We start from the raw sequence: 21822 nt of genomic DNA on the forward strand, positions 1-21822 counted from the left end.
CCCTCGTGTCGTCGTTCACACCATCATTGCGAAGACCACTGACATCGGCGCGCGAAGCCGGCGGTACGGCTGCACGTCCTGGACAAATCGCTCAGACTAGTTACGCAGTCGCTCGAGCCTTGAGGTACTCGTACAGCATCGCCGGGAGCGCCTTGCTGAGCTCGGCGTACATCCCGCCGTCTCCGAGAAGGTCGTCGATGAAAGCGGGCGTCTCGTCGCGCACCCCTAGCAGCGCCTTCGCGAACGCCTTCGGCAGTGCGGGCGACTCGGCGAACTGGTGCGGACTGTTCACCGCTGCCTGATGCGCGAGGTCTGCGTCCAGCGCGAGCTTGCCGACTATGTGGTTCATCTGAAGGTCAATGACGCCGACACCGTAACGGTCTCCGAGGCGTTCGTTGAGCTTCTCGATGATCTCCTCGAGCGCGCTTCGGTGCTTCTCGTGAATCGCACCGGAACCGATCGCGGTGATCGGGTCAAGTTCGCTGCCCTGCTCGAGGGTGAGCTTGACCGACTCGCCCTTGCTGATGTTGTAGCCCACGAGCGTGACGTCGGATATGTCGACTGCTTCGGCGATGGTGGCGGTAGAGAGCTGGGGCAGGATGCGACGGAAGAAGTAGTGCCGCCTGGGCAGGTCTGTGTCTTCGAGGTTCCTGGCCTGGGAGATGAAGTCGTAGAAGGAGACGAAGTTGCCGACGTCAGCCTTGAGAAGGCGGAGCTCGTCCTGCTCGGCCTTGTCGTCGTCCAACACCGCCGCGACCCACCGCTTCGCGAAGCGATCCACCGCCGGGGCCGTGGCCGCAGACACCGCAGAGTTCGCGTTGACACCACCAGCGAGCGCGGCGTCGAACGCCCGCTCCACCTCGGTCATGTCGTAGATGCCGGCCGAGTCGAGTTTCGCCACAAGGTCGTAGATGAGGTTTGGGTCGGTCGTCGCGGTGAGCGCGGCCTTGCGGTAGTAGGGCAGGAACGCCTCCAGCACCTCGCTTGGCTCGTTGACGAAGTCCAACACATAGGTCTTGTCCTTGCCCGGATAGGTGCGGTTGAGGCGGGACAGCGTCTGCACCGCCTGCACCCCACCGAGCTTCTTGTCCACGTACATCGCGACCAGACGCGGCTGGTCGAACCCGGTCTGGAACTTCTCGGCCACGATCATCACGTTGTAGGTGGCTGGCGTGAAGGCCTCCGCGAGATCGGACTGCACCCCCGGGTTCTGCGTCCGTTCCGTCAGCGCCTCGCCCACGTCGTCCGGGTCCTCGACCGTGCCGGAGAACGCCACGAGCGAGCGCACGTCCTGCACGCCCGCTTCAGCGATGTAGCGGTCGAGGTACTTCTTCCACCGCACGGCCTCGACGCGTGACCCGGTCACGACCATCGCCTTGGCCTTGCCGTCCAGCAGCGGCTGCACGAAGGCGCGAAAGTGATCGACGACAATCTTTGCCTTCTGGCTGATGTTCGTCGGGTGCAGGCGCACGTACCGCACCAGCGCCTTGACCGCGGTGGACTCGTCCACCTCACCCGCGCCGTCGTAATCGCCGTCGGGGTGCTGCAACTTCCACGCGACCTTGTACGGCGTGTAGTTCGCCAGCACGTCGAGGATGAACCCCTCCTCGATCGCCTGCTGCATCGAGTACAGGTCGAAGGCCTCCGGGGTGGCGTCCGACGGCGATCCCTCCGGCACGCGGCCGAACAGCTCGAGAGTCTTGGCCTTGGGGGTCGCGGTGAAGGCGAAGTACGAGACGTTCGGTGCGGCAGCGGTCACCGCCATCGCCCACTGGAGGTAGGCCTCGGAGTCGATCGGCGCACCCTCCGCGACGGCGGCCTGCTCGGCGGGGGAGAGCACCTTGGTGAGGGCGCCCGCTGTCGATCCGGTCTGGGAGGAGTGAGCCTCGTCGGCGATGACGGCGAAGCGCCGGTCGCGCAGCTCCGGCAGCGTCTGGATCGCGGTGATGAGCGCCTCGAATGACTGGATCGTGACGATCACGATGTTCTTGCCACCCGTGAGCGCGGCGGCCAGCTGCGCGGACTTCGACTCGCCGCCGTCGCGGGTGATCGACGCGACGACGCCGGCCTGCTTCTCGAACTGGCTGATCGCGTCTTGGAGCTGCTTGTCCAGCACGGTGCGGTCGGTGACGACGACGACGGTGTCGAACACCCGCTCGTTCGTCTCGTCGAAGAGCTGCGAGAGTCGGAGCGCGAGCCATGAGATCGAGTTCGTCTTGCCCGAGCCGGCGGAGTGCTGCACGAGGTAGCGGTGGCCGGGGCCCTCGGTGCGGGCGGCCTCGACCAGGCGGGTGACGGCGCGCCACTGGTGGTAGCGCGGGAAAAGCACCTTCTGGATCTTGGTCTTCTTGCCGGTGTCGGGGTCGACCTCGGTCTCGACCTGCAGGTGCACGAAGGATCCGAGGAGCTGCAGCCAGGTGTCGCGCTGCAGGATCTCCTCCCAGAAGTACGACGACGCCGACCCGGCGGGGTTGGTCGGGTTGCCCGCACCTTCGTCCCGGCCGCGGTTGAAGGGGAGGAAGCGGGTCTTCCCGCCTGCGAGGCGCGTGGTCATGCGCACCTCGGAGTTGGAGACCACGAAGTGCACGAGCGAGCGCTTCGCGAAGGCGAAGAGTGGCTCTCCGGCGGGGGAGCGGTCGAACTGGTACTGCTTCTCGGCGTTCGTGATGGCCTGGGTGAAGTCGGTCTTGAGCTCGATCGTGGCGACCGGGATGCCGTTGACGAACAAGACCAGGTCGAGCGCCTTGTGCGGGTGCTTGGCCGAGTAGCGGACCTGGCGCATCACCCGCAGGCGCATCTTCCCGTAGGCCTCAACGGTGGCCGGGTTGTTCGTGGTGGCGGGGCGGAACTGGGCGAGCGAGAACTTCACCGCGCCGCCGTGCAGCGGGACCATCGAGAAGCCCTCGTGCAGGATGCGGATCGTGCCGCCGTTGCGCAGCGGGTCCAGATCGAGCGACTTCGCCAGACGGACGAGGATGCTGCGACGCGCGGCCTCCTGCTGCGCCGTCGTGTCGGTAGAGCGGACGACCTTCGCGAACTCGACAGGTTGGGAGTCCTCCAACCAGCCCAGCACGTCCTCGGGGAACAGCGCGAGCTCCTTGTCATAGCCTTCGTCCGAGGGCGAGTACAACCACCCGTGCGCCGCCAGGTGCTCAACGATCTCGTTCTCCAGCACGGATTCCAGGTGTGCTCCCGCGACGCCGCTCATGCTGCCGCCCCCACATCGATCTTCCCTGTGACAGCTGCTGAGATCAGTGCAGCGCGACGCTCACGAGCGAGGTCGATCCCGCGTTTTGCGGTCGCGATCGCCCCGTCAACGCTCGCCCAGGTCTCTTCGAGCTGATCCGCGATTGCCAGTTGCTCTCGGAGTGGTGGGACCGGCAGGCGCAATCCCCGAACTTGTGCCGCGTTCAGGTTGTCTTGCGTGTTGCTCCGGAAGTAGATCCCCAGCTTGGGTCGCAACGCCAAGAGCGTCCAGTACAAGTAGCGCTCGCTTAGGCGTGACGGGTTCGCGCGGATACCAAGGATGGCCTGGTTCCAAACTGCGGTGCGGTGCAGCATCGCCACCTCCCCGACGCTCGCGTACATCGCAAACAGAACCATCGGGCCTGATTGCGGCGTAAGTCCAGCGGCCATCATCCCTGCTACCGACACACGGCGTCCGCTGTGGGGGTGTCCAGCTTGGACTGCGCGCATGTCTCCGATCGCGATCCACTCCGTGCCGTTGGCATCATCGTCCGTCCAGTACTCATCAACGTCGCTTTTCGGCGTTCCTCCAGCGAAAGTGTCGGCCATCGTGTATAGCGGAGCGACGTCCCAGTTCTGCGGCACCGAGCGGAACCAGTCCGCGCTCACCGGCTTCGGCGAAACTCCGGTTATGTCGAGCCCCGTTGCGAGCCTGAACGTCGCTGCGGCGCGGCGTTCCGCGAGGAGGGTCATGAGCTCCTCGTTCTTCGCGATGAACGCGTCAATCTGCGCCGTCTCCCGATCTAGATAGTCCGCAATCGCCCGCTGCTCTCGGGTCGACGGCAGGGCGACTGGGATTCGTTTGATGTCGGACTGGAACAAGTGCGGAACGCCCATACCGTCCTGCCACGAACGCATCAACGCCTGGTACTCGCTGGACCGGAGAAGCCACAATAGATAGGCGCTGTCGAGCCGATCGTTCGGCGTCAGAACGGCGATTGACCCGTTCACTGTTGCGGGTGAAGGCAGCGAGCGAACAACATTCGCGATCCCGATTGTTGATCCGTCCTTCGTCAAGAGCGCGTCGCCCACTCGAAGCTTGATCTCGGGTGATTCCTCGTAGCGCTGAACTGTGATTCGGTTCGCACTCGCAAAGTCGATGTGCGCTCCCTTGATGTTGGGAGTTGCCAGCATCGGTATCCCAAAATCCACATACTCGTCGGCTGTTAGTCCCTTCCATCCGAGGCGCGCACGCACCCATGTCAGGTTCCCAAGCCTCTCCTTCCGCCAGGACGCCGGGAACGCTGAGATGACCGCTTCTTCGATCACGCCTCGACCGCCGAGAGCATTAGGCGTAGATCCGCCATCACGGCGTCGAGGTCGCGGTCGATCTCTTCGAGCGAGCGCGGCGGGACGTACTTGTAGAAGTGGCGGGTGAAGGGGATCTCCGCGCCTTCTTTCGTCTTGGTGTGGTCGACCCAGGCGTCGGGCGCGTACGGCAGCACCTCGCGAGCGACGTAGGCGTCGACGTCCTCGTCCCACGGCACGTTCTCGGTGTCGCGGAGCGACGCGTCCGGCTCGGGGTTGCCCTTGGCGTCGAGGCAGACCTCGGCGGTGTCGTCCTGCTCGCCAAGCTCCGCCGTCACCGTCTTGAGCAGGGGGGCGGCGAGGGTGAGGCCTTCGGCCTTTGCTGCTGCCTTGAGGGCCGTGTGGAACTCGGGTCGACTCGTCCAGACGGTCTCCGCATCGAGCCGGTCGAGCGTGGCGCGCAGCGCTGAGGCGTTTGCGTCGCTCAACTTCGCCACCGCCTTGGCGGCGAAAAGCGCATCGACGCGCTCCGCCGTCGTCTGCCAGTTGAGCTTGAGGGGCCGCTCGACGGTGATGGTGCGGTAGAGGAAGTCCTCGTTGCGGAAGATCTTCGAGTGCTCGCCGTCCGTGAAGTCGGCGTACAGGCCCACGATCGTCTCGATGTTCGCGGGCGAGAGCTCGTTGCGCTTGGAGCCGAGGCTTTTGCGGAGCTTGGTGAACATCTCGCGGCCGTCGATGAGCTGCACCCGGCCCTGGCGCTCCTCGGTCTTGCGGTTGGTGAGCACCCAGACGTAGGTAGAGATGCCGGTGTTGTAGAACATGTCCTTCGGCAGCCCGATGATCGCCTCGACGAGGTCGTTGTCGAGCAGCCACTTGCGGATGTTCGACTCCCCGCCGCCCGCCCCGCCGGAGAACAGGGGCGAGCCGTTGAGCACGATCGCCATGCGGGAGCCGCCGTCGGCGGGCGTGCGCATCTTGGAGACGAGGTGGAGCAGGAAGAGCATGGCGCCGTCGCTCACGGCGGGGGTGCCAGGGCCGAAGCGGCCGTTGAAGCCGAGGCGGGCGTGCTCGTCGTCGACGATCGAGCGCTGGTCCTTCCAGTCCACTCCGAACGGCGGGTTGGACAGGCCGTAGTCGAACCGCTTGTCCTCGAAGGCGTCCCCGGTGAGGGTGTCTCCGAGGGCGATGTTGTCGACGTCCTGGCCCTTGATGACCATGTCAGCCTTGCAGATCGCGTACGAGGCGTCGTTGTAGTCCTGGCCGTACAGGCTGAGCTGGATGCCCGGGTTCATCCGGCGCAGGTACTCGTCGGCCACGGAGAGCATGCCGCCGGTGCCGGCGGTGGGGTCGTAGATCGAGCGGACGATGCCCGGCTTCGTCAGGGCGTCGTCGTCGAGGGCGAACAGGAGTTGCACCATGAGCGCGATGACCTCGCGCGGGGTGTAGTGGTCGCCCGCCGTCTCGTTCGAGCGCTCATTCGCCCACCGGATCAGTTCCTCGAACAACAGGCCCATCTCGATGTTGCTCACCGTGCGGGGGTGGAAGTCCGCCTGCGCAAACTTCTCCGTCACCGCAAAGAGCTTGTTCTTCTCCGCGAGCTTGTTGAGCGTCTTGTCGAACTCGAACCGCTCGAAGATGTCGCGCACGTTGGCGGAGAAGCCGGCCAGGTAGGCGGACATGTTCGCGCGCAGATCGGCCGGGTCGGCCACGAGCTTGGCGAAGTCGAACGGGGACGAGTTGTAGAACTGGTGGCCCGCCGCCTCCTGGAGGGTGAGCTCCTGCAGCTTCTCCGGTAGCCCGCCGACTGCCTTCGCCCGCGTGACCACGTCACGCTTTGTGTCCGCGAGCACTGCGTCGAGTCGGCGCAGCACGGTGAACGGCAGCACTACCGATCCGTACTCCGAGGGCTTGAACGGGCCGCGCAGCGACTCGGCGATGCTCCAGATGAAGGAGACGTGATTCACCACGGGTGGGCACTCCAGGGGTCGAGCGAGCGAGGGACGGCAGCAGTGCCGCAGACCCGCCCATCTTGGCCCATCTCGTGATGACTTAGCCACCGGGCGGTACGTCGTACCAGGCCGGCGGTCCGCGAAGGTCCTCGCGCTTCGCTCGTGGTCTTTCTTAGTCCGGGCGACGCAGCCGCGTCGAAACCAGCCGCCTGGCGCTACTCCTCGCGTCCGGCGGATCGCCCTCCAGATCGATTCGGTCCGAGTGGACTGAACGGCGTCGCGGTTACCGTCCCAGACCCATGGCACCCACCAAGTCAGCTTCGCTGGCCGCCTCCGGCACGACCACGGCGTTTAGGAGCGACGTCTTCCCTCGCAGCTCCTTCGCCGGGTTCCAGGGCCGTTCGAGGTGGATCGCGCCAACCACCGTGAGGCCGTCACCGACCGCCAGTGGCGACATCACGATCACGTTGAACCCCTGTTTCGCCTCGCGGCTTCGAGCGCTCGAGGATGTACGAGTCTTGAGGAAGAACCCGTCCGGTCCCGATCGGCCCGGCAGCCAGGTCTCGGACTACTCAAAGAAGTCCTCGTCGACCTCGACGATGCGCAGCGTCTGCCTCACCTGAACCCCAACGCCGTACCGGATCATCAGCTGGGCAAGCCGCGTCCCGTCGATAAGGACGATCCGAGGCGAGACCGCATCGGCGAACGCGCTGGCTCCTGAGCTGAACCGGCCGGTGGTGATGAAGACGCCCTGGTTCGCCTGGTTCCCCTGCAGCGCACCCACGAAGCCCTGGACCTCAGGCCGTCCCACCGCGGACTCGGGTGCGTACCGCTTGGCCTGCACGTAGACACGGCTCAAACCAAGGGCGTCCTGGTCGATTACGCCATCGATTCCGCCGTCGTTCGAGAGCTGTGTTCGGGTCGCTCGTCCCTCCGCCCCGCCGTACCCCATGCCCATCAGCAGGTCGAGCACCGCCTGCTCGAAAAACGCCGGGTCGTTGGCGTGCAAGCGGGTGAGAAGCTCCGATGCGACGGCCGAGTGGATGCGCTCGATTCCCTCTTCCACCTGCTCCAACGGTGAGAGGGCCGATTCAGGCTCCTCGGCGAGCTGGGCTGCGGCGCTCGTCGTGGCGACGACGGAGCGCCCTCGCTCGTGAGGAGATACGTAGCCGTCGATCGTTCGGAGATCCTTCTCGGTGATACCCGTCGGATGCGAGGCCAGCAGGCCGCGGCCCGTCTCCGTGATGACGTAGTTTCCGCGAGCTGGCCGATCCACGGCCCCAGCGCGGAAAAGGTAGGACAACGCCCACAGCGTCCGGTTCAGGTACCGAGGCTGGCCGGAGGGAATCGCGCGGAGACGTTCCTCGTGGGTCACCCCGAGGATGTCTGCGGCCGATTCGCAGATGTCGCGTGCTCGGCGGATGGAGCCGTCTGCAAGGATGCGGAGTGCGGGAGCCATGTACTGGTCCCATGTGGGTTCGACCATTGCGAGCTCCCTGTCTGTCTGCGTTCTAGCTCGGCGCGAGTGGTGCTGCGCGGCGGTTACTGGTTTGAGGCTTCCGGCACGTCGACGTCGGTCGAGCTCCCGTCGCTTGCGGGGCGCCCGAGACGTCGGCGCGCGGATCCGACGGCCCTGTCGAAACCAGTGGCCACCTCGGAGGCCGCTTGCTTTCCCCGCCGCACGAGCAGCGCATCGGGCGTGGAGTAATCCAGCGTGGCCCCTGCCTTGGCGAGCAGCGCGTCTTCGTCTTCAGCAGCACCGAGAACGACGTACTCGCCAGCCGCGAGGAACTTCGCAGTCTCGCCGACAAGAACACGCTCGGACGTCTCGAGCCTGAAGCCGGGCTCCCCGTTGATGTTGACGGCGACCAGCGCCTCGATGTCGGCGTCCGGTTCGAGAACCCACCGCGCCTCCTGTAGGACCAACGCCGCAGCATCGGCGTCGAGCCCCGGCGTTCCGTCAGGCGTGCGGAGACGACGAGGTTCGACTTCGGGGAGTGCCGTCGCGAGCGCGTTCGAGACCCGTCGCGCGATCGAAGCGCTCCTGCGGTCGTTGCGCCTGAGAACGTTCGGTTCTTGAGCCGCGATACGGCTCAGGAGGCGCTGAACGTCGGTGAGCGTGTCGTTGGCCTGAGCCCGCCACGTGTCGGCGGTAGAGAGGGCGTGCCCGTAGACCCGCTCGCCGTAGCGTTGGGCGACCGAGTCGCTGTCCTGCTGGATGTGGAACGAGCGGAGCGTCTCCACTGCCATCCACGCATCCGCAGCCAGGGATAGGTCAACGGCATCGCGCGCGATCGCCTGGGCTTGGAGCTCGAGGCGTTCACGCTTGTCCCTGGCACGAATTCTCCCCGACAAGTCCTCCACCCGTGACGCGAGAAGTTCGGTGGTCGCGAGGGCGAACGCGTGAAGAGCGACGGCGTCGCCCGCGATGTTCTCGATGAGGTGCGCCGGCACGGTGCCGAGCTCAATGACCCAACCCAGCTCGCGGTTGATCCGATCGATTCGCGCCTCGACCTCGGCCCACCGCTCTGTCCGCGCTTCCGCGAGCAGAGACTGCGTGATGAGTTTGACCTCCCCGAGGAGGTTCTCGAGCCGGTTGAGCTGAAACTGGATTGCTGCCAGGGCGACGGCGGGACCGAGCGCAACAGCAACCGAGCCGACGGTCGCAGCCTGCCCCAGCGGAACGAACCGGGCATTCGCGACGACGACACCGGCGCTGTTGACCACCGTGCCCATCTGCTGGCCTGTCGCCGCGGCCTGCATCAGATGGTGGCCGTTGTTCAGGAGCGCCATCGTCTCGGGTGCAAACTGGACCACCCCTTGGAGCGAGGCCAGCGCAGTCGCAGCCGAGGTAGCGCCACTGACCGCGGCTCCGGACAACCCAAGCCCGTCCACGGCGGTGTCGAAGGCGAGTCGGGCGACGTTCGTTGACGCTGTCCCGGGTCGGAGGGTGTCGAGAACGGCGCGTGCGGACTCAGGCGATCGAGCGAACACAGCGACGGCGCCGTTCTCGTCGATCGGCACGAGACTCACCGATGCGTCATCGTCCAGGATGGTGCCGTCCTGCTCGGTCATCGCTTCTCCTCGGCCGGGCTGTGGTTGGTCGGTGGGCGCAGATCGATCGTAGGCACGGCACCCCCGTCGACCCCGCGCTTGCGCAGCAACTCCACCATGTCCTCCTGACGCGGCTGCCCGAGCGTCAGCCGATACAGCGTGAGCGCATCGCGAAGCCGGTCGTACTTGGCATGGTCTCGACTGAGCGGGTAGGTCGCGATCACCCGTTCAATCCTCGCCGGCCCGGGGTAGACCCACCACGGCGAGAACTCACCCAGGCCGGTGTCCTGTTCCAGCGCCGCGTCGAATACGACGCCCCAGGGATCGGGGCGAGACGACCTCAGCACATCAACCCAGTGTGCGGAGGCCACGTTCTTCCGCACGGCGTGCCCGGCGAAGCGATTGACCCGCCCCTCGCGCTGTTCGAAGTCCACGGGGTTCGACGGCAGATTCCAGTGCACGACGCTGTGGCTCCACCAGTGGAAGTCGATGCCCTCCTGACCGACGCTCGTCGATGCAAGGACGAACGGCGCGAAGGGACTGTTGAAGGAGGCTCGCACCTCCGCCTGGCGTGCGCCCGAGACGTCGTCGGTGTCGGACGCGTGCTGACCCCCGTATCGAAGGGCGAACCGCGCTCGCATCGGGATCTCACGGCGCTCCCTTGTCGCGTCGTGGGCGACGTACCGGGCCGGACGGATCTCGATTGCTCCGACGGACGCGGACGCGAGGCTGGCGAGCCCGGCGTCGTCGAGCTCGCCACCTCCCAGCTCGCTGTGCAGCTGGAAGGCGTATTCGTCGAGAACGGCCTGAAGATTCCCGTCGGCGCAGTAGTCGAGCACGCTGCGCCAGTACGGGCGGTCGCGGTCGTCGCCGTAGATCCCTGTCAGGAGGGCGATGGACTCCGGTCGGTTGAACAGCGCACGGACCCCGTTGGCGAGCTCGAGCGCGGCGGTCCAGAGTGCGCGGTCGCTGACGTTCTCGCCGGCGACGGTGCGCAAGGCGCGCAGCGCAACGTTCCCTGGCGCGTGGAGGGCGAGAAGCGGCAGGTCGTGGTGGGGCGTCGAGGCGGCGTCCATCTGCGCGACTGCCGAGCGCACGTGCTCACGGAATCCGATGCCCAGGCCCGACTCGTCGTCGTCGTCATTGCGAAGGCTGGCGACGAGCAGGTCCGGGTCGAGGTCGACGAGCTCTGCAGGGAGGGCGCCCCGCGTCCCGAAGTACGCCTCCCAGGCGCGCCCGTCATCTACGTCGTCGCCGACGTTTCGGAGGCGATCGGCGCCCAGACGTGCCCGGACGACGTCGAGCATCTCGTCGGCCGAGAGTCGTCGCCCGGCCGCGCGGGCAGCAGCCAGAGGGTCAGCCAAGGAGGCGAGGGCCGGGTGGGGCCAGAACAGGGAGAGCGCGGACATCGCCGTCGCCTGTCCGTCGCGCAGCGCGTAGGAGAGGCGAGGCGGGACCGCGCGCCTGGCCTCGGGCGTGTTGGCAGTCACCAGGTCACCGCTCCCGGCGATGTGTCGGTCCGTCTCGTAGCTGAGGAGCGAGGCGACGGCGGTCGGAACGCCCGACCACGCCGAGAAGATCACGCGCTTCGTGAGCTCGGCGCCCTCGAACTCGCCGAAGATCGAACCCGGCTCGAGGTAGGGCATCGAGGCCGGCATCCACAGCAGCCTCCACCACCCGGCGCCGACGGTTTCCGAGGCGAGAGATCTGAGATACCCGTTGCCGAGGTCGATCTCCCGGAACTCCTCGACGGCGTCGCGCGAGAGCGTGCGTGCCTCGGCCAGCACCCTCTCGACGCGCTCCCCGTCGGGGCCCTTGAGCAGGTCGCGCGCCTTCTCGGCTGGACGGTAGCCCTCCATGAAACTCGCAAAGTACGGAATCGACTTCCAGTACTCCAGGTCGATCGACGCACCCAAGACCTCGCCGAGGTTCTGCAGGGCGGCCCAGTCGGTGAGGTCCTCGGGCGTGGGAACCCCGCCGTCGAGATCTCGGATCCGCAGGAGGTCCTGGTTCTCTGCCAGCTGGGGCCGCTCCGACCGGGACATCAGCGGGAGGAGAGCGAGTCGCGCGCCCCGCGCGGCCTCGTCCATCCCGTGTCCGAGCACCAGCGAGGTGCGATAGCCGCGGAGCGCCGAGGCGACGCCGTCAGCGGCGCCGGGTCCTCCGCCCGCGAGGAACCGCACGGTCGAGAGGAAGTCCTCGTAGTGGTCCTCCTCGTCCTCGCCCGCGCGGGTGAACGGCTTGTACGGGGTGGCGGAGAGGAGGAGCACCTTCGCCTGGGGATAGTCGAACATGCTGTGTGCCAGCTCCGCTGCCTCACCGGTCTCGGGGTCGAGCAGGTTCCGGAATCGTTGGAACTCGTCGAGGATCACGAGGTCGGGCTCGAGGCTGTCCACGCCGGACTTCGCCAGGGTCCGACGGAGGCGGCCGGTGAGCCATCCAGCGCGACGACGCAGGTCGGTCGTGAGCCTGTTCAGGTACCGCGCGTCGTCGCGAAGAAGCAGGAAGTCGTCGAGGGTCCCGTCTGCCGTGATCGCGTCGTGGAACGAATCGACGATGCGGTCGTCGAGGTCGCCGGCCAGCTCGTGCGTGAGGGGCTTGACGTAGTGCTCGTCGAAGCGCTGACGCGTGCTGACCGTTCCCTGGAGGAGCATCCGGGTCACTCGACGGTCCGACGACGTCGCGTTCACCAGCTGATCGAGGATGAGCGTGAGCATGGCTCGCTCCGGCGCCGAACCGGTCTGCCAGCCGCCTTCCTTGAACGACGTACCCGGGGTGAATGAGACGAGGTTGACCCGCTTGTGCCCGTTCGTCGAGGGCAGCGCCAGGCGGGCGCTGTCGCGGGCGAGCAGGGACAGGCGCGTCGCCATCCCGATGTGCTCGTCGCCGGTCACGTTGAGTCGCTTGAGGTTCTGCTGCGCCAGATCGCGGTTGCTGCACACGTAGACGACGTCGATCCGGTCGACGGTGTCGTCCTTCTCGAGGTGCTCGATCGCCCGCGCGATCACGCCGCGCGCGATGATGCTCTTGCCCAGCCCGGTCTCGTCGGCCACGAGGAATCGGCCGGACCCGTCCTCGCTCCCCGCTCCGTAGAAGCGGTCGATGACGTGATCGACGGCGGCGCGCTGGAAACCCTTCAGCCCACCCATGACTGCGGGGACGTCGACCTGGCTCATCGGTTCCCGCCCGTCTGGGATGCGATCTGCTCGTGGGCCGCCCAGACCGAGGACCAGAGCGCGTCGAAGCCTGGCGGGAGGACGTCCTGCCCGTCGAGCGTGGCGAGATAGTCGACGAGGCGCCGGACATCCTCGAGGCCCGAGTGCCCGGCGCCGACCGCGCGGACCAGTGCCTCGAAGAGTCCCGCGCCCGACGTGGCGTCGACGTGGCCGAACACTCCGCCGGCCGACGGGGTCTCGGGGTCGGCGACGGGAAGCGCGACGCCGGAAAGCTCCAGTAAGAGCGTGAGCAGACGGATGAACGCGGCGGTGTCGGTCAGCTGGCGGGCGATGACCGCGTCATGGCGCCGCTCGATGTCGTCGAGCAGCGTGGCGACGACGATCGTCCGGCGCTCGCGACCGTGAAGGTCGCGTGCGACCAGGACGACGAACGGCGTTACATCGGCGAGCTCGTCCACCGTGGCTCGAGTCGGTGCGTCTGGGGGACCGGGGAGGCCGGTGCCCCCGATGTCGGGGCGGCTGAGCAGGTGCCACCGAAGGTCGTGGTCTCCTCCGGTCTCGTGAGTCGACTCGTTCCACACCTCGATCTCGAACGGATCGGAGTCGTGTAGGCGCATGGTGAGACGCGACCCTGCAAACCGTCGGAGATAGATCTCGAGGGCGTGCTCCGCCTCTGCCTCGGGGTCGGGCGAGGCGCCACCGTCGGTGGCGAACGGCTCGACCAGCGCACCGAGCGCCTCCAGCGTCGCGCCGACACCGAAGCGCGGCGCCGGTGCCGTCAGCTCCACCATCACCTCGACGTTGGACTGGAGCGCGGCCTCGGTGGCGTTGGCCGACCCGAGGAGGACGTGAGCGCCGTCGTGCCGATCCACGACGACCACCTTCGCGTGGAGTCCTGAGAGCACGCGGTCGACGCTGAGCCTCGCACGGGGTGGTGCGTCCGGAGCCACCGGGGCGACCACGCCGGGGTCGACCGTGTCGGCGGTGTCGTCCGGGAAGGTGGCGGCGTCGTCCAGCACGTAGGTGACCAGGGACCCGTCGAGCGAGGACGGCGCGAGCTGGTCGAGCGAATCGGGTCGCGAGACGAGATGCGTGGGGCCGTGGACCGCGTCGCGCAGGAGCCGCAGCCCGCCGTCCGTGACGAACGGTGAGATCACCAGCGCGCGTGGTCCGCGCAGATCGAGGGTCGGGCGCTTGTCGAGACCGAAGACGTGGAACGTGAGATCACGCATCTCTCTGGGCGTCTCGAGGTCGACGGAGCGCCACCGATCGGCGAGGGCATCGAGACGTGTGACGCGATCGGGCGGGAGCGGCCTGGTGGCGAGACCGGGGAGCGCCCGCAGGAGGCCAACCAGGGGAGCAATACGAGACGCAGCGTCCCGGCGTCGACCCGTGGCCGCGGGAGCGCCGTCGAACCGAGCGATCACATCCCAGCTGCGGTCGTTCGTGAGGTTGCGGCTGGCGCACAGGTATCGGTAGGTGAGGTCTTCGCTGTCGTCGAGGTGGCGGTACTCGAGGAACCAGACCTTGGGATGGAACAGGCCTTGACGCGCGACGACGGGATGGATGCTCTGCTCGAGGAAGGCCACGAGATCGGACGGCCTGCCCATCCCGATCTCGCCCGCCTGGGCGAAGATGTCGACCCGATCTGCGGCGCGACGGACGGCGTCCAGCACGCCCAGCGAGCCGTCGTCGCGGCTGATGCGGCGGGAGGCGAACGAGAGCGGAACGGTCAGGGCGGTCGCCAGATCGAGTGTGAAGGTGGTGCCGACCGCGTGGGACAACGTGTAGCCCGGCGGCGGTGCGAGCTGCTCGGTCAGTGCGGCGCGCGTCTGGGGCTCAAGCATCGCGTCGGAGTCCTTGGTGGATGTCGAGGAGGATGCGGCGCGCGGCGTTCCAGCGGTAGCCGAGCTCAGTGGCGCCGGACGAGCCACCCCAGGTGGCGAGCTTGCGGGGGCTCGTGAGGCGAGCCTGCGAACCCTTGTGCTGGCGCTCGCGACGAGCGACGGCGGCGCGGGCGTTCTCGTTGTCGGCGAGTGCCCCCAGATCGGCCGATCGGAGCAGGTCGAGCCATTGCTGGACGAAGAGCCGGGTTCCCGCATGGATCGGTGCTCCGCGCGCCAGCTCGACGCGCATGACGAGGTCGTCGAAGTCCCAGGTCGTGAGGTCGAGCTCAGTCGATGCCGTCGTCGCCCAGGCGGTGAGCTCGGTGCGGTAGTGCTCCACCGGCTCGTTGACGTCGGTGTAGCCGGCCTTCTTGTAGGCCTCGGCCAGCAGGAGGTTGTAGACGAGGCTCGCGCCACGGATGGCGAGGGTGAACGAGCGGGCGTGGTCGATCAGGTGCCGGGCGCCGCCCGGAACCGCGAGCGCGACCGGGTCTCGCCAGAACGCGTCGCTGTCGTGGTCGGGCTCGTGCGTCACCAGGTGGGACATGAGCGTGGCTGGGGCCTCGGCCAGGATGCGGTCACGGAGCCACTCGGCCTCAGGACGGGTCAGCGTGAAGCCGCCGTCGACGTGCGAGGGAAACCCTTCCGGCGCCGGCGGCATCGTGGGGTGCCAGGGCTTGAGGCCGTTCGGCGCGGGCGCGAGGGCTTGTGCGCGGCTCGTGCCAGGCGCTGCGAGGATGCCGTACCGCCCGAGGATTCCCCAGTAGATCGTCGACGGCAGATTGGCGAGCGTCGCGCCTGCCCGCATGCCGAGGAGGCCGGCGAAGTCCCCCGAGTCGCGCAGGACCGAGATGAGCTTCCGCTCGTACTCATCGGCTTTGGCGACAGGATCCGACGATGTGGCGGCTCGCTGGTAGCACCAGGGGACGAGAAGGAGATATCGGGCGCGGGTGAGCAGCGTCGACGTGCCGGGGAACAGGAGATCGGAGAGGGCGTCACGGATCGTCCCGATACCGAGCTCGTCGAGGCTGGCGCGGTCGGCGAACAGGCTGATGATCTCGCGCATCCGACGCTGCTCCTCGGTGGAGGCGTCGAGCCAGGCGATGAGGGAAGTCATGTGGATGAGCGGCGTCGGCTAGGAGCGCTGGTAGCTCCAGATCGCGTGATCGACCCGCTTGACGTCCAGATCGAGCTCCTCGCTCGCCGCGGTGAGCAGATCTACTGCATCGTTCTTGTCCTTCGGTGTGACACCGGCGTCGTCGAGGAAACGCAGGATCCACACGTCGGGCTTCACACCGGGGTGTCCCAGGAGCATGCGCAGGTAGCGCCACGTCACCGGACCACATCCCCGGACACTCCGGTACGCCTTTCCTGCGGCGTCGATGTTGGCCTCGAAGTCCTCGGCGGTGACGATGCCGGCGTCGACGAGGGCCTTCGCGGCCTCGATCACGATCTCGGCCTTGAGCCGGCCTGACGCCTTGGCGTTGTTGGTGAGCTCAGCGAGGTCGCCGACGGACGTGGCAGCGAGCACTGTCAGGTCGTTGGCCGCGCCTTCCCGATGCTTGCGCCAGCGAGTGACGGCACCGAAGACACCGGTCTCTCGCCCCTCGGACCTGTTGCCGTAGCGGGCGCGAATGGAGAAGACGGCATCGATCAGCGCGGATTCGATCTCCCCTGTCCAACCGCCCGGCCACTCCTTCGGCGTCGTTCCGATGGTCGAGCGAATGTGCTCGACGAGAGTGGCGACGCGGGGGTCGTGCGGCATGCTGAACTCCAAGGTGGGGGGATGACTTGACCGTAGCTGGACCCTCCGACATTCACCACGCGTGAGTCGGAGTTCCGGGGCTGGCTCGTGGACACCTTTCGAGCGTGTCGGCAGAACCAGCATCTCCACCTCGGCAGGTGAGGTCAGCAGGAGCGGGCCGCGACGACTGGCCCCACGTCCGCCCCGGTCGGTGTCGGACGTGCGCCGTCTCCGAGGACCGTGGAAACGGCGGTGGGAGAGTCCCCTCTTTACGAAGGTTTGCGCAACCGTTCCTCCATCAACTGGTGAGCGATGTGGTCTCGAACTCGCTCACCCGGACGAGAGTAGGCCAGCACAACGGCGGAATCGGCGGCGGCGGATTCACCGGCCGAGGGCTTCTGATATCGCACAACCCATCGGCTGCGCATCATGGGTTCGCGTTGTACGCCGTTGGTGGGGTAGGCATCGACAAGGCGAACGTCGGTGAAACCCGCGGCCCCAGCGAGGTTGATCGCCGCGTCCAGGGGGAGATTGATCGCGTCCGGAACCAGGGACGACGCGTCTCGATCCTCGTGGAGTGAGTCAGTGCCCGCAAGATCCGCTATGACCGCGTTCGTCGCTCGGAGGCGATCTCTCTCACCCTTTCGCGCGTGCTCCTGCGCGGTGACCTTGAGGTGACGCAAGACTCGAGTCGTGACACTGGGCTGAGCGTCGTGGAGCGCAGTCGCGTACCACCAGGCGAGAGCGAGGTCGCGATCTCGGTCGTCGGCCGCCTCGAAGAAGCCGATCAGAGCTCCCGAGCCCTTGTCGATCCACGAGCCCGCGATTCCGCCTGTAACCGTCGCCACATCGAGCATCCGCAGGGCCGTGGAGGACACTCGGATTGCGTTCATGGACATCGTCGATGTCTTGTGCCGAGCGATCTCGGCACACATCTCCGAGTATGAATCAGCCACCTCCAGCGGGGTGATCTCGAGCCCGAGCGCATCGAAGGCTCCCGCGGTGCGGAGGCCGACTCGGCCGGTCAGTGAGAGCGATTCTGGGAAGAGAGGGTTGTAGGCGACCATCTCGACTCCGATCAGGTCGACCCACTCTGGCTCCTCTGGTCTCAACCTCGACAGCAGACTGCGCCAACGATCGTCGGACTCCTGGCCCAACTTCCAAATGAGGCCGAGCGTTTCGATCTCGGAGGCGCTGGCATCGAGTCCTTCGGCCAACGCGTTGCCGACAGAAGCGCCAGTCAGCCCGAAACCCTGGAGCTGATCGGCGGTGAGGCTCGACGCGAGTGCAAGCAGCATCGCTCGCTGGGCCAACCGCACCGAGTGGGGTGGGTCGGCCAGGTCGAAGGCGACGGAAGTCTCGAGCAAGTTGACATTCCTCTCGAAGAAGGCGGGAGGCAGGTGGAACAGGACCGAATACGCATAGACAAGGTAGTGCGAGGCGGTCGGGTCAGCGCGGCGAGGCATCGGGAAGGGAGCCTCGGAGCGCGAGGAGCCGACGACGTGTCGGCGGTCCCGTTCTTACCCCGACTGCATACGGGTCTGCCCTGGCCCGCGACTGCCCGCCAGGGCGAGGTCTCGATGCCCAGGTCGCCAGGACCTCGGCATCAGCTAGTCCCATGTCGGCCGCTGGGTCGGACGAACGACGCTGGCGTCGGTGATCGCACGAGGTCGACAGTCCCCGTAGCCACGGCTTCCTGCTGAGCAAACGTCCTACGCGCGTCTGAACCGTCGGGGAGTCTGACGTTCCACATCGCCGAGCTCAGTAGATGGCCGTCCCGGACGTGCGCGAGCGGACCGAGGTTCACTTCCTCGCCAGTTCGGAAGCGGATGTCCACAGTGCCGCTGGCTGCGTGCTCGAAGGCGCACGCGACGACTCGGGCCTCGCTGCGTCGCGCGTTGAGCGCCACTCGGCAGAAATGGTGCGTGGTGAGCACGTAGTACATCTCCCAGAACGAATCGGTCACCCGCGCGACGAACAAGATGACCTCGTTCGGCAGAAGGAAGGTCTGCAGAGCGCGTTCGATCACGGAGACCACCTCCACGTCGACCGTCACCCCGAGAGCGAGGGGTAGGGGATCCCCAACGACCCGACCGTCGTGAGGGGGCTCGCTCAGGATCGGTCGTGGACGATCGAGGAAGAGCGACTGCTGGGACGCCTCGACATTCGACTCAACGCCGATGATCGACAACGAGATCGTCGCGCCGACGGCGTCGGGCGCGTTCGCGAGGTGCTTGCTTGCGACGATGCGGTCGATCCGCTCATCGTCTGCCTGCCGGTGCCGCCAGTAACCACCACGTTCGCCTAGCACGCTACCGAGGGCGTCGAGCGTCAGTTCGAGCAGGTTGTCGAGGTCCCAGCCGTGCATCGTCGAGCGAGCCGGAGGCAGGGCGAAGGCGACCTCGAGGTTGAGTCGTGCTCCGGGTCGGAGCACCCGACCGGTCTGCTCGGCCGATCTCGCAACCGCCGCCCTCCACGGGCGCTCACCTGCTGTCGCGAAGGCTGCGGGAAGCACCCCACGTACCTCGATGGTGAGGGCGTCGACCTCGAGGTGGCGAGCGACGTCGGCAGGTTCGGCGTCTGGACCAGGAGGAGGCGCTTCGCTCATGGCGACATTCCATCGCGAAGGTCCGACATCAACCCCCAACCCAACCCCACCCAAACCCAATCCCCACACCCCCCACCCCGCTGACTAGCCTCGATGGGACAAATCCCCCGCCCAGGAGGTTCCCGTGACCATCACGATCCCGCCCGTTCCGGTGAGCGTGCCGGAGCTGGAGGCGTCGTCGTCGTGCTCGGCGGTGGGCGACAGCGTGCTCGCGGCCGCGAAGGATGCGCGGGCGGTCGCGGACTCCGCCGGCGACGGTGCGCAGAGCCTGACGTGGGAGGGCGTGGCCGCCGACGCCGCCGACCACGCGATGACCGTGCTGACCAACGAGATCGGCGACGCGGTGTCGGCGCTGTGGGGAGTCGTGCAGGAGCTGGACGCCTACGCCGAGACGATCACCGATCTCGAGACGCGGCACGCGGACCTCGTCACGCTGCGCTCCAGCCTGGTCACCGATCGCGATGCCCTCATCGCGGACGCCGCCGCCGTCGGTGAGGACGAGGTCTCGCTCTGGCTGCAGCTGCGAGCCTCGACGCTCACGCTGTCGATCAGCACCTTCGCCCAGACCGTCGAGACGTGGTCGACAGAGCTCACGACGGCGGAGGACGCCGTGATCGCCGCCCTCCAGGCGGGGGACACCGCGGCCGAGGCGCGCGACTTCCGCGAGGCCCGTCCCCCCGAGCTGCAGGCCTCGATCGACGCGCTGGTGGACGCCGGCGTGCTCCCCGAGGCGATGCGGTACGCCTCCGCCGCCGACCTCCAGGCCTGGCTGACCGACAACCCCGAGGCGGCCGCGGGGCTCGTCGACGGGACCGCGCCGCTGACCGGCTCCGCGGCCGTGCTCAACCAGCTCGTCAACGGCGCCATGATGACCAACCCCGGGGCCGACGTGTCGGCCATCCGGATGCAGGGCGTGCACGACTTCTTCGCCGACCTCGACCCCGAGAGCGCCGCGCTCCTGGCGACCCTGTACCCGTCCCTGGTCGGGAGCACCGACGGCGCCCCGTTCGACGCCCGCGAGCTCGCCAACCGCGTGAAGGTCATCGACGCGCTCGCCGATGAGCGTGAGCTGCTGGAGGGCATGGAGGATCGCCACGAGCACCACCAGGGCGACTGGGACCTCTTCGGCCGCAACAACGACGACCTCGAGGGCCCGCTCGCCGACACCCGCGACCGCATCGCGCTGTACGAGTCGATCCTCAACGACGACCGCACGATCCTGTTCTTCGAGCCGGCCACCCACGACAGCGACTTCAACCGCACCTACGACGGCGGGATCGCCGAGCTGCACGGCGAGATCACCGCCGACACCCAAAACGTCGGCACGCTGGTGCCCGGCACCGGGTCGCACCTGGGCAACTACGACGGGAACGCGTCCCGGTCGGAGAGCTTCCACAACGCCGCCCCCGACCGCCTGGCGATGATCACGTGGATGGGCGGCGACCTGCCGGACTCGCTGCTCGACGCCAAGGGTGACGAGTGGTCCCGCGACCTCGGACCGAAGCTCGCCGGCTTCTCCGACGCCGTCCGGCTCGAGATCGAGAGCTCGGGCTCGTCGGCGTCGACGACGTACGCGGGCCACTCCTACGGCGGCGCCGTCGTGGGGCGGGCGGAGGCCGCCGGACTCGACGCCGACCGGGTGCTGCACATCGCCTCGGCCGGGATGGGCAACGACATCGGCGGACCGTCGGACTACCCCGACTCGCAGAACGACGTGCACCGCTACTCGATGACCGCGCCGGGGGACCCGATCGAGAACTTCCAGGGCCTCGACGCCGGCAGCTGGGGTCACGGCGCCGACCCCGACACCTTCCCCGGCACGGAGCGTCTCCACACCGGGAACGACGCCGGCCCGGACGGCGCCCCGCTCCAGGGCTCCTCGGCCCACAGCGACGTCTTCAACCACGAGTCGGACTCCTGGAACCAGATGCTGGAGGTGTTCGTGGGCGGCGAGGTCGAGACCTACCGCACGCCGACCTACGACGGCCCCGTCACCTATCCGTCCTCCCGCGGCCCCGTCTACAACTGGAACCGCAGCGTGGACGGCTGGAACGACGACGGCTCCACGATCGACGTAGAAGGATGAGGCACGTGCCCCGCTCGCCGTCCCGCTTCCACGCCCGCCACCCGGCCCGCCCGCTCGCCGTCGCGCTCGCCGCCCTCATCGCCCTGACCGCCTGCACCCCCTCGGAGGCCCCCGTGGACGACCAGACCCGCAGCTCGGTGGCTGCCACCACCCAGCGGTACGCCGAGAGCGTTGCCGCGCAGCTCGGCACGAGCTCGCAGGTGCAGCAGGAGGAGTGGGCCGACTGCACCGACGCCGCCACCGGCGAGGTGACCGGCGAGCAGTACATCTACAACGTGCGGGTCGACCTCGACGGCGAGGAGACGTTCGAGCAGCTCAGCCAGCGGCTGCGCGACCACTTCGAGGGCGAGGGCTGGACCTGGGTCGAGCCGACCGGCAGCCTGCCGCGGGTGCGCCTGAGCCACGAGGGCTACAACATCGGCACCACCCTGGAGGTCGAGCGTGGCTACGCCACGGTCGGGGTCGGCGCCGGGTGCCTCGGCTCGCTCGAGGACGTGCCCGAGCAGGACCGGGCGACGTCATGAGCTTCGAGGTCACCCCGTCCGAGCTGCGGGGCGCGGCCGGCACCTGGCAGGACCACGGCGAGTCCCTCGGGTCCGCGAACGCCCACCTCGGCACCGCGCAGGGCGCGACGACGGCGCTGGGGCCGCGCGTGCAGGCGGCGGCCGACACGTTCCTGACGCAGTGGAAGACGACGGTTGCGGACGCGGCTGGAGCTGCGGCGTCGAACTCGGTGGCGCTCTCGGGAGCGGCCGACGCCTACGACTCGATCGACGAGGAGCAGGGCGAGGCGCTGCGGCGCCTGCTGCCCTGGGCGGGCTGAGC

Annotated in this window: 15 protein-coding genes; 4 read left to right on the plus strand and 11 right to left on the minus strand. The window is 67.7% G+C overall.

Annotation, left to right across the window (positions count from 1 at the left end; genetic code table 11):
• Window positions 1–100: 100 nt before the first annotated feature.
• From C8046_RS11770 to C8046_RS11800, 6 genes are all read right to left on the minus strand, one after another.
• On the minus strand, window positions 101–3208 hold the full coding sequence (locus tag C8046_RS11770) for a type I restriction endonuclease subunit R (RefSeq protein ID WP_109229607.1): 3108 nt from the start codon (window positions 3206–3208) through the stop codon (window positions 101–103).
• Window positions 3205–4515 carry a restriction endonuclease subunit S gene (locus C8046_RS11775; protein ID WP_146197144.1) on the minus strand — a complete coding sequence of 437 codons (1311 nt, stop codon included), beginning with the start codon at window positions 4513–4515 and terminating at the stop codon, window positions 3205–3207. The genes C8046_RS11770 and C8046_RS11775 overlap by 4 nt, the downstream gene beginning before the upstream one ends.
• On the minus strand, window positions 4512–6461 hold the full coding sequence (locus C8046_RS11780) for a type I restriction-modification system subunit M (protein ID WP_109229609.1): 1950 nt from the start codon (window positions 6459–6461) through the stop codon (window positions 4512–4514). The genes C8046_RS11775 and C8046_RS11780 overlap by 4 nt, the downstream gene beginning before the upstream one ends.
• Before the next feature lie 550 nt (window positions 6462–7011).
• Complete coding sequence (locus C8046_RS11790; RefSeq protein WP_109229611.1) at window positions 7012–7929, minus strand: restriction endonuclease; 918 nt, start codon at window positions 7927–7929, stop codon at window positions 7012–7014.
• Between the two features lie 56 nt (window positions 7930–7985).
• Window positions 7986–9518 (minus strand): hypothetical protein, encoded by a 1533-nt coding sequence (locus tag C8046_RS11795; RefSeq protein ID WP_109229612.1) that lies wholly within the window; start codon window positions 9516–9518, stop codon window positions 7986–7988.
• Complete coding sequence (locus C8046_RS11800; protein ID WP_199224457.1) at window positions 9515–11869, minus strand: helicase-related protein; 2355 nt, start codon at window positions 11867–11869, stop codon at window positions 9515–9517. The genes C8046_RS11795 and C8046_RS11800 overlap by 4 nt, the downstream gene beginning before the upstream one ends.
• On the opposite strand from C8046_RS11800, the gene C8046_RS18795 reads away from it, so the two are divergent.
• Window positions 11849–12280, plus strand: a complete 432-nt coding sequence (locus C8046_RS18795) for a hypothetical protein (RefSeq protein ID WP_199224458.1) — start codon at window positions 11849–11851, stop codon at window positions 12278–12280. The genes C8046_RS11800 and C8046_RS18795 overlap by 21 nt on opposite strands.
• Before the next feature lie 389 nt (window positions 12281–12669).
• Here the strand turns inward: C8046_RS18795 and C8046_RS11805 are convergent, their stop codons facing one another.
• The 5 genes from C8046_RS11805 to C8046_RS11825 form a co-directional block, all read right to left on the minus strand.
• Entirely contained in the window at window positions 12670–14520 is a 1851-nt protein-coding gene (locus tag C8046_RS11805; protein WP_109229614.1) for a phospholipase D family protein, read from the minus strand.
• The gene (locus C8046_RS11810; RefSeq protein WP_199224459.1) at window positions 14513–15676 is read right to left on the minus strand and encodes a DUF6361 family protein; all 1164 of its coding nucleotides are present in this window, start codon (window positions 15674–15676) and stop codon (window positions 14513–14515) included. The genes C8046_RS11805 and C8046_RS11810 overlap by 8 nt, the downstream gene beginning before the upstream one ends.
• Before the next feature lie 18 nt (window positions 15677–15694).
• Window positions 15695–16324, minus strand: coding sequence for a hypothetical protein (locus C8046_RS11815; RefSeq protein ID WP_109229615.1), 630 nt, complete (start codon window positions 16322–16324; stop codon window positions 15695–15697).
• 248 nt (window positions 16325–16572) lie between these two features.
• A complete protein-coding gene (locus tag C8046_RS11820) occupies window positions 16573–17670 on the minus strand; it encodes a PASTA domain-containing protein (protein WP_146197145.1) in 1098 nt (365 codons plus the stop codon).
• A 239-nt stretch (window positions 17671–17909) separates the two neighbouring features.
• Complete coding sequence (locus tag C8046_RS11825; RefSeq protein WP_146197146.1) at window positions 17910–18911, minus strand: hypothetical protein; 1002 nt, start codon at window positions 18909–18911, stop codon at window positions 17910–17912.
• Between the two features lie 124 nt (window positions 18912–19035).
• Here C8046_RS11825 and C8046_RS11830 point away from each other — a divergent pair, with 124 nt between their 5' ends.
• The 3 genes from C8046_RS11830 to C8046_RS11840 are packed head-to-tail and all read left to right on the plus strand — an operon-like array spanning window position 19036 to window position 21820.
• A complete protein-coding gene (locus C8046_RS11830; protein WP_109229618.1) occupies window positions 19036–20997 on the plus strand; it encodes an alpha/beta hydrolase in 1962 nt (653 codons plus the stop codon).
• A 5-nt stretch (window positions 20998–21002) separates the two neighbouring features.
• Window positions 21003–21521 (plus strand): hypothetical protein, encoded by a 519-nt coding sequence (locus C8046_RS11835; RefSeq protein ID WP_109229619.1) that lies wholly within the window; start codon window positions 21003–21005, stop codon window positions 21519–21521.
• On the plus strand, window positions 21518–21820 hold the full coding sequence (locus C8046_RS11840; RefSeq protein ID WP_109229620.1) for a type VII secretion target: 303 nt from the start codon (window positions 21518–21520) through the stop codon (window positions 21818–21820). Before C8046_RS11835 ends, C8046_RS11840 begins: the two co-directional genes overlap by 4 nt.
• The last annotated feature ends 2 nt before the right edge of the window (window positions 21821–21822 follow it).

It is taken from the genome of Serinibacter arcticus, from assembly GCF_003121705.1.
Lineage (GTDB): Bacteria > Actinomycetota > Actinomycetes > Actinomycetales > Beutenbergiaceae > Litorihabitans.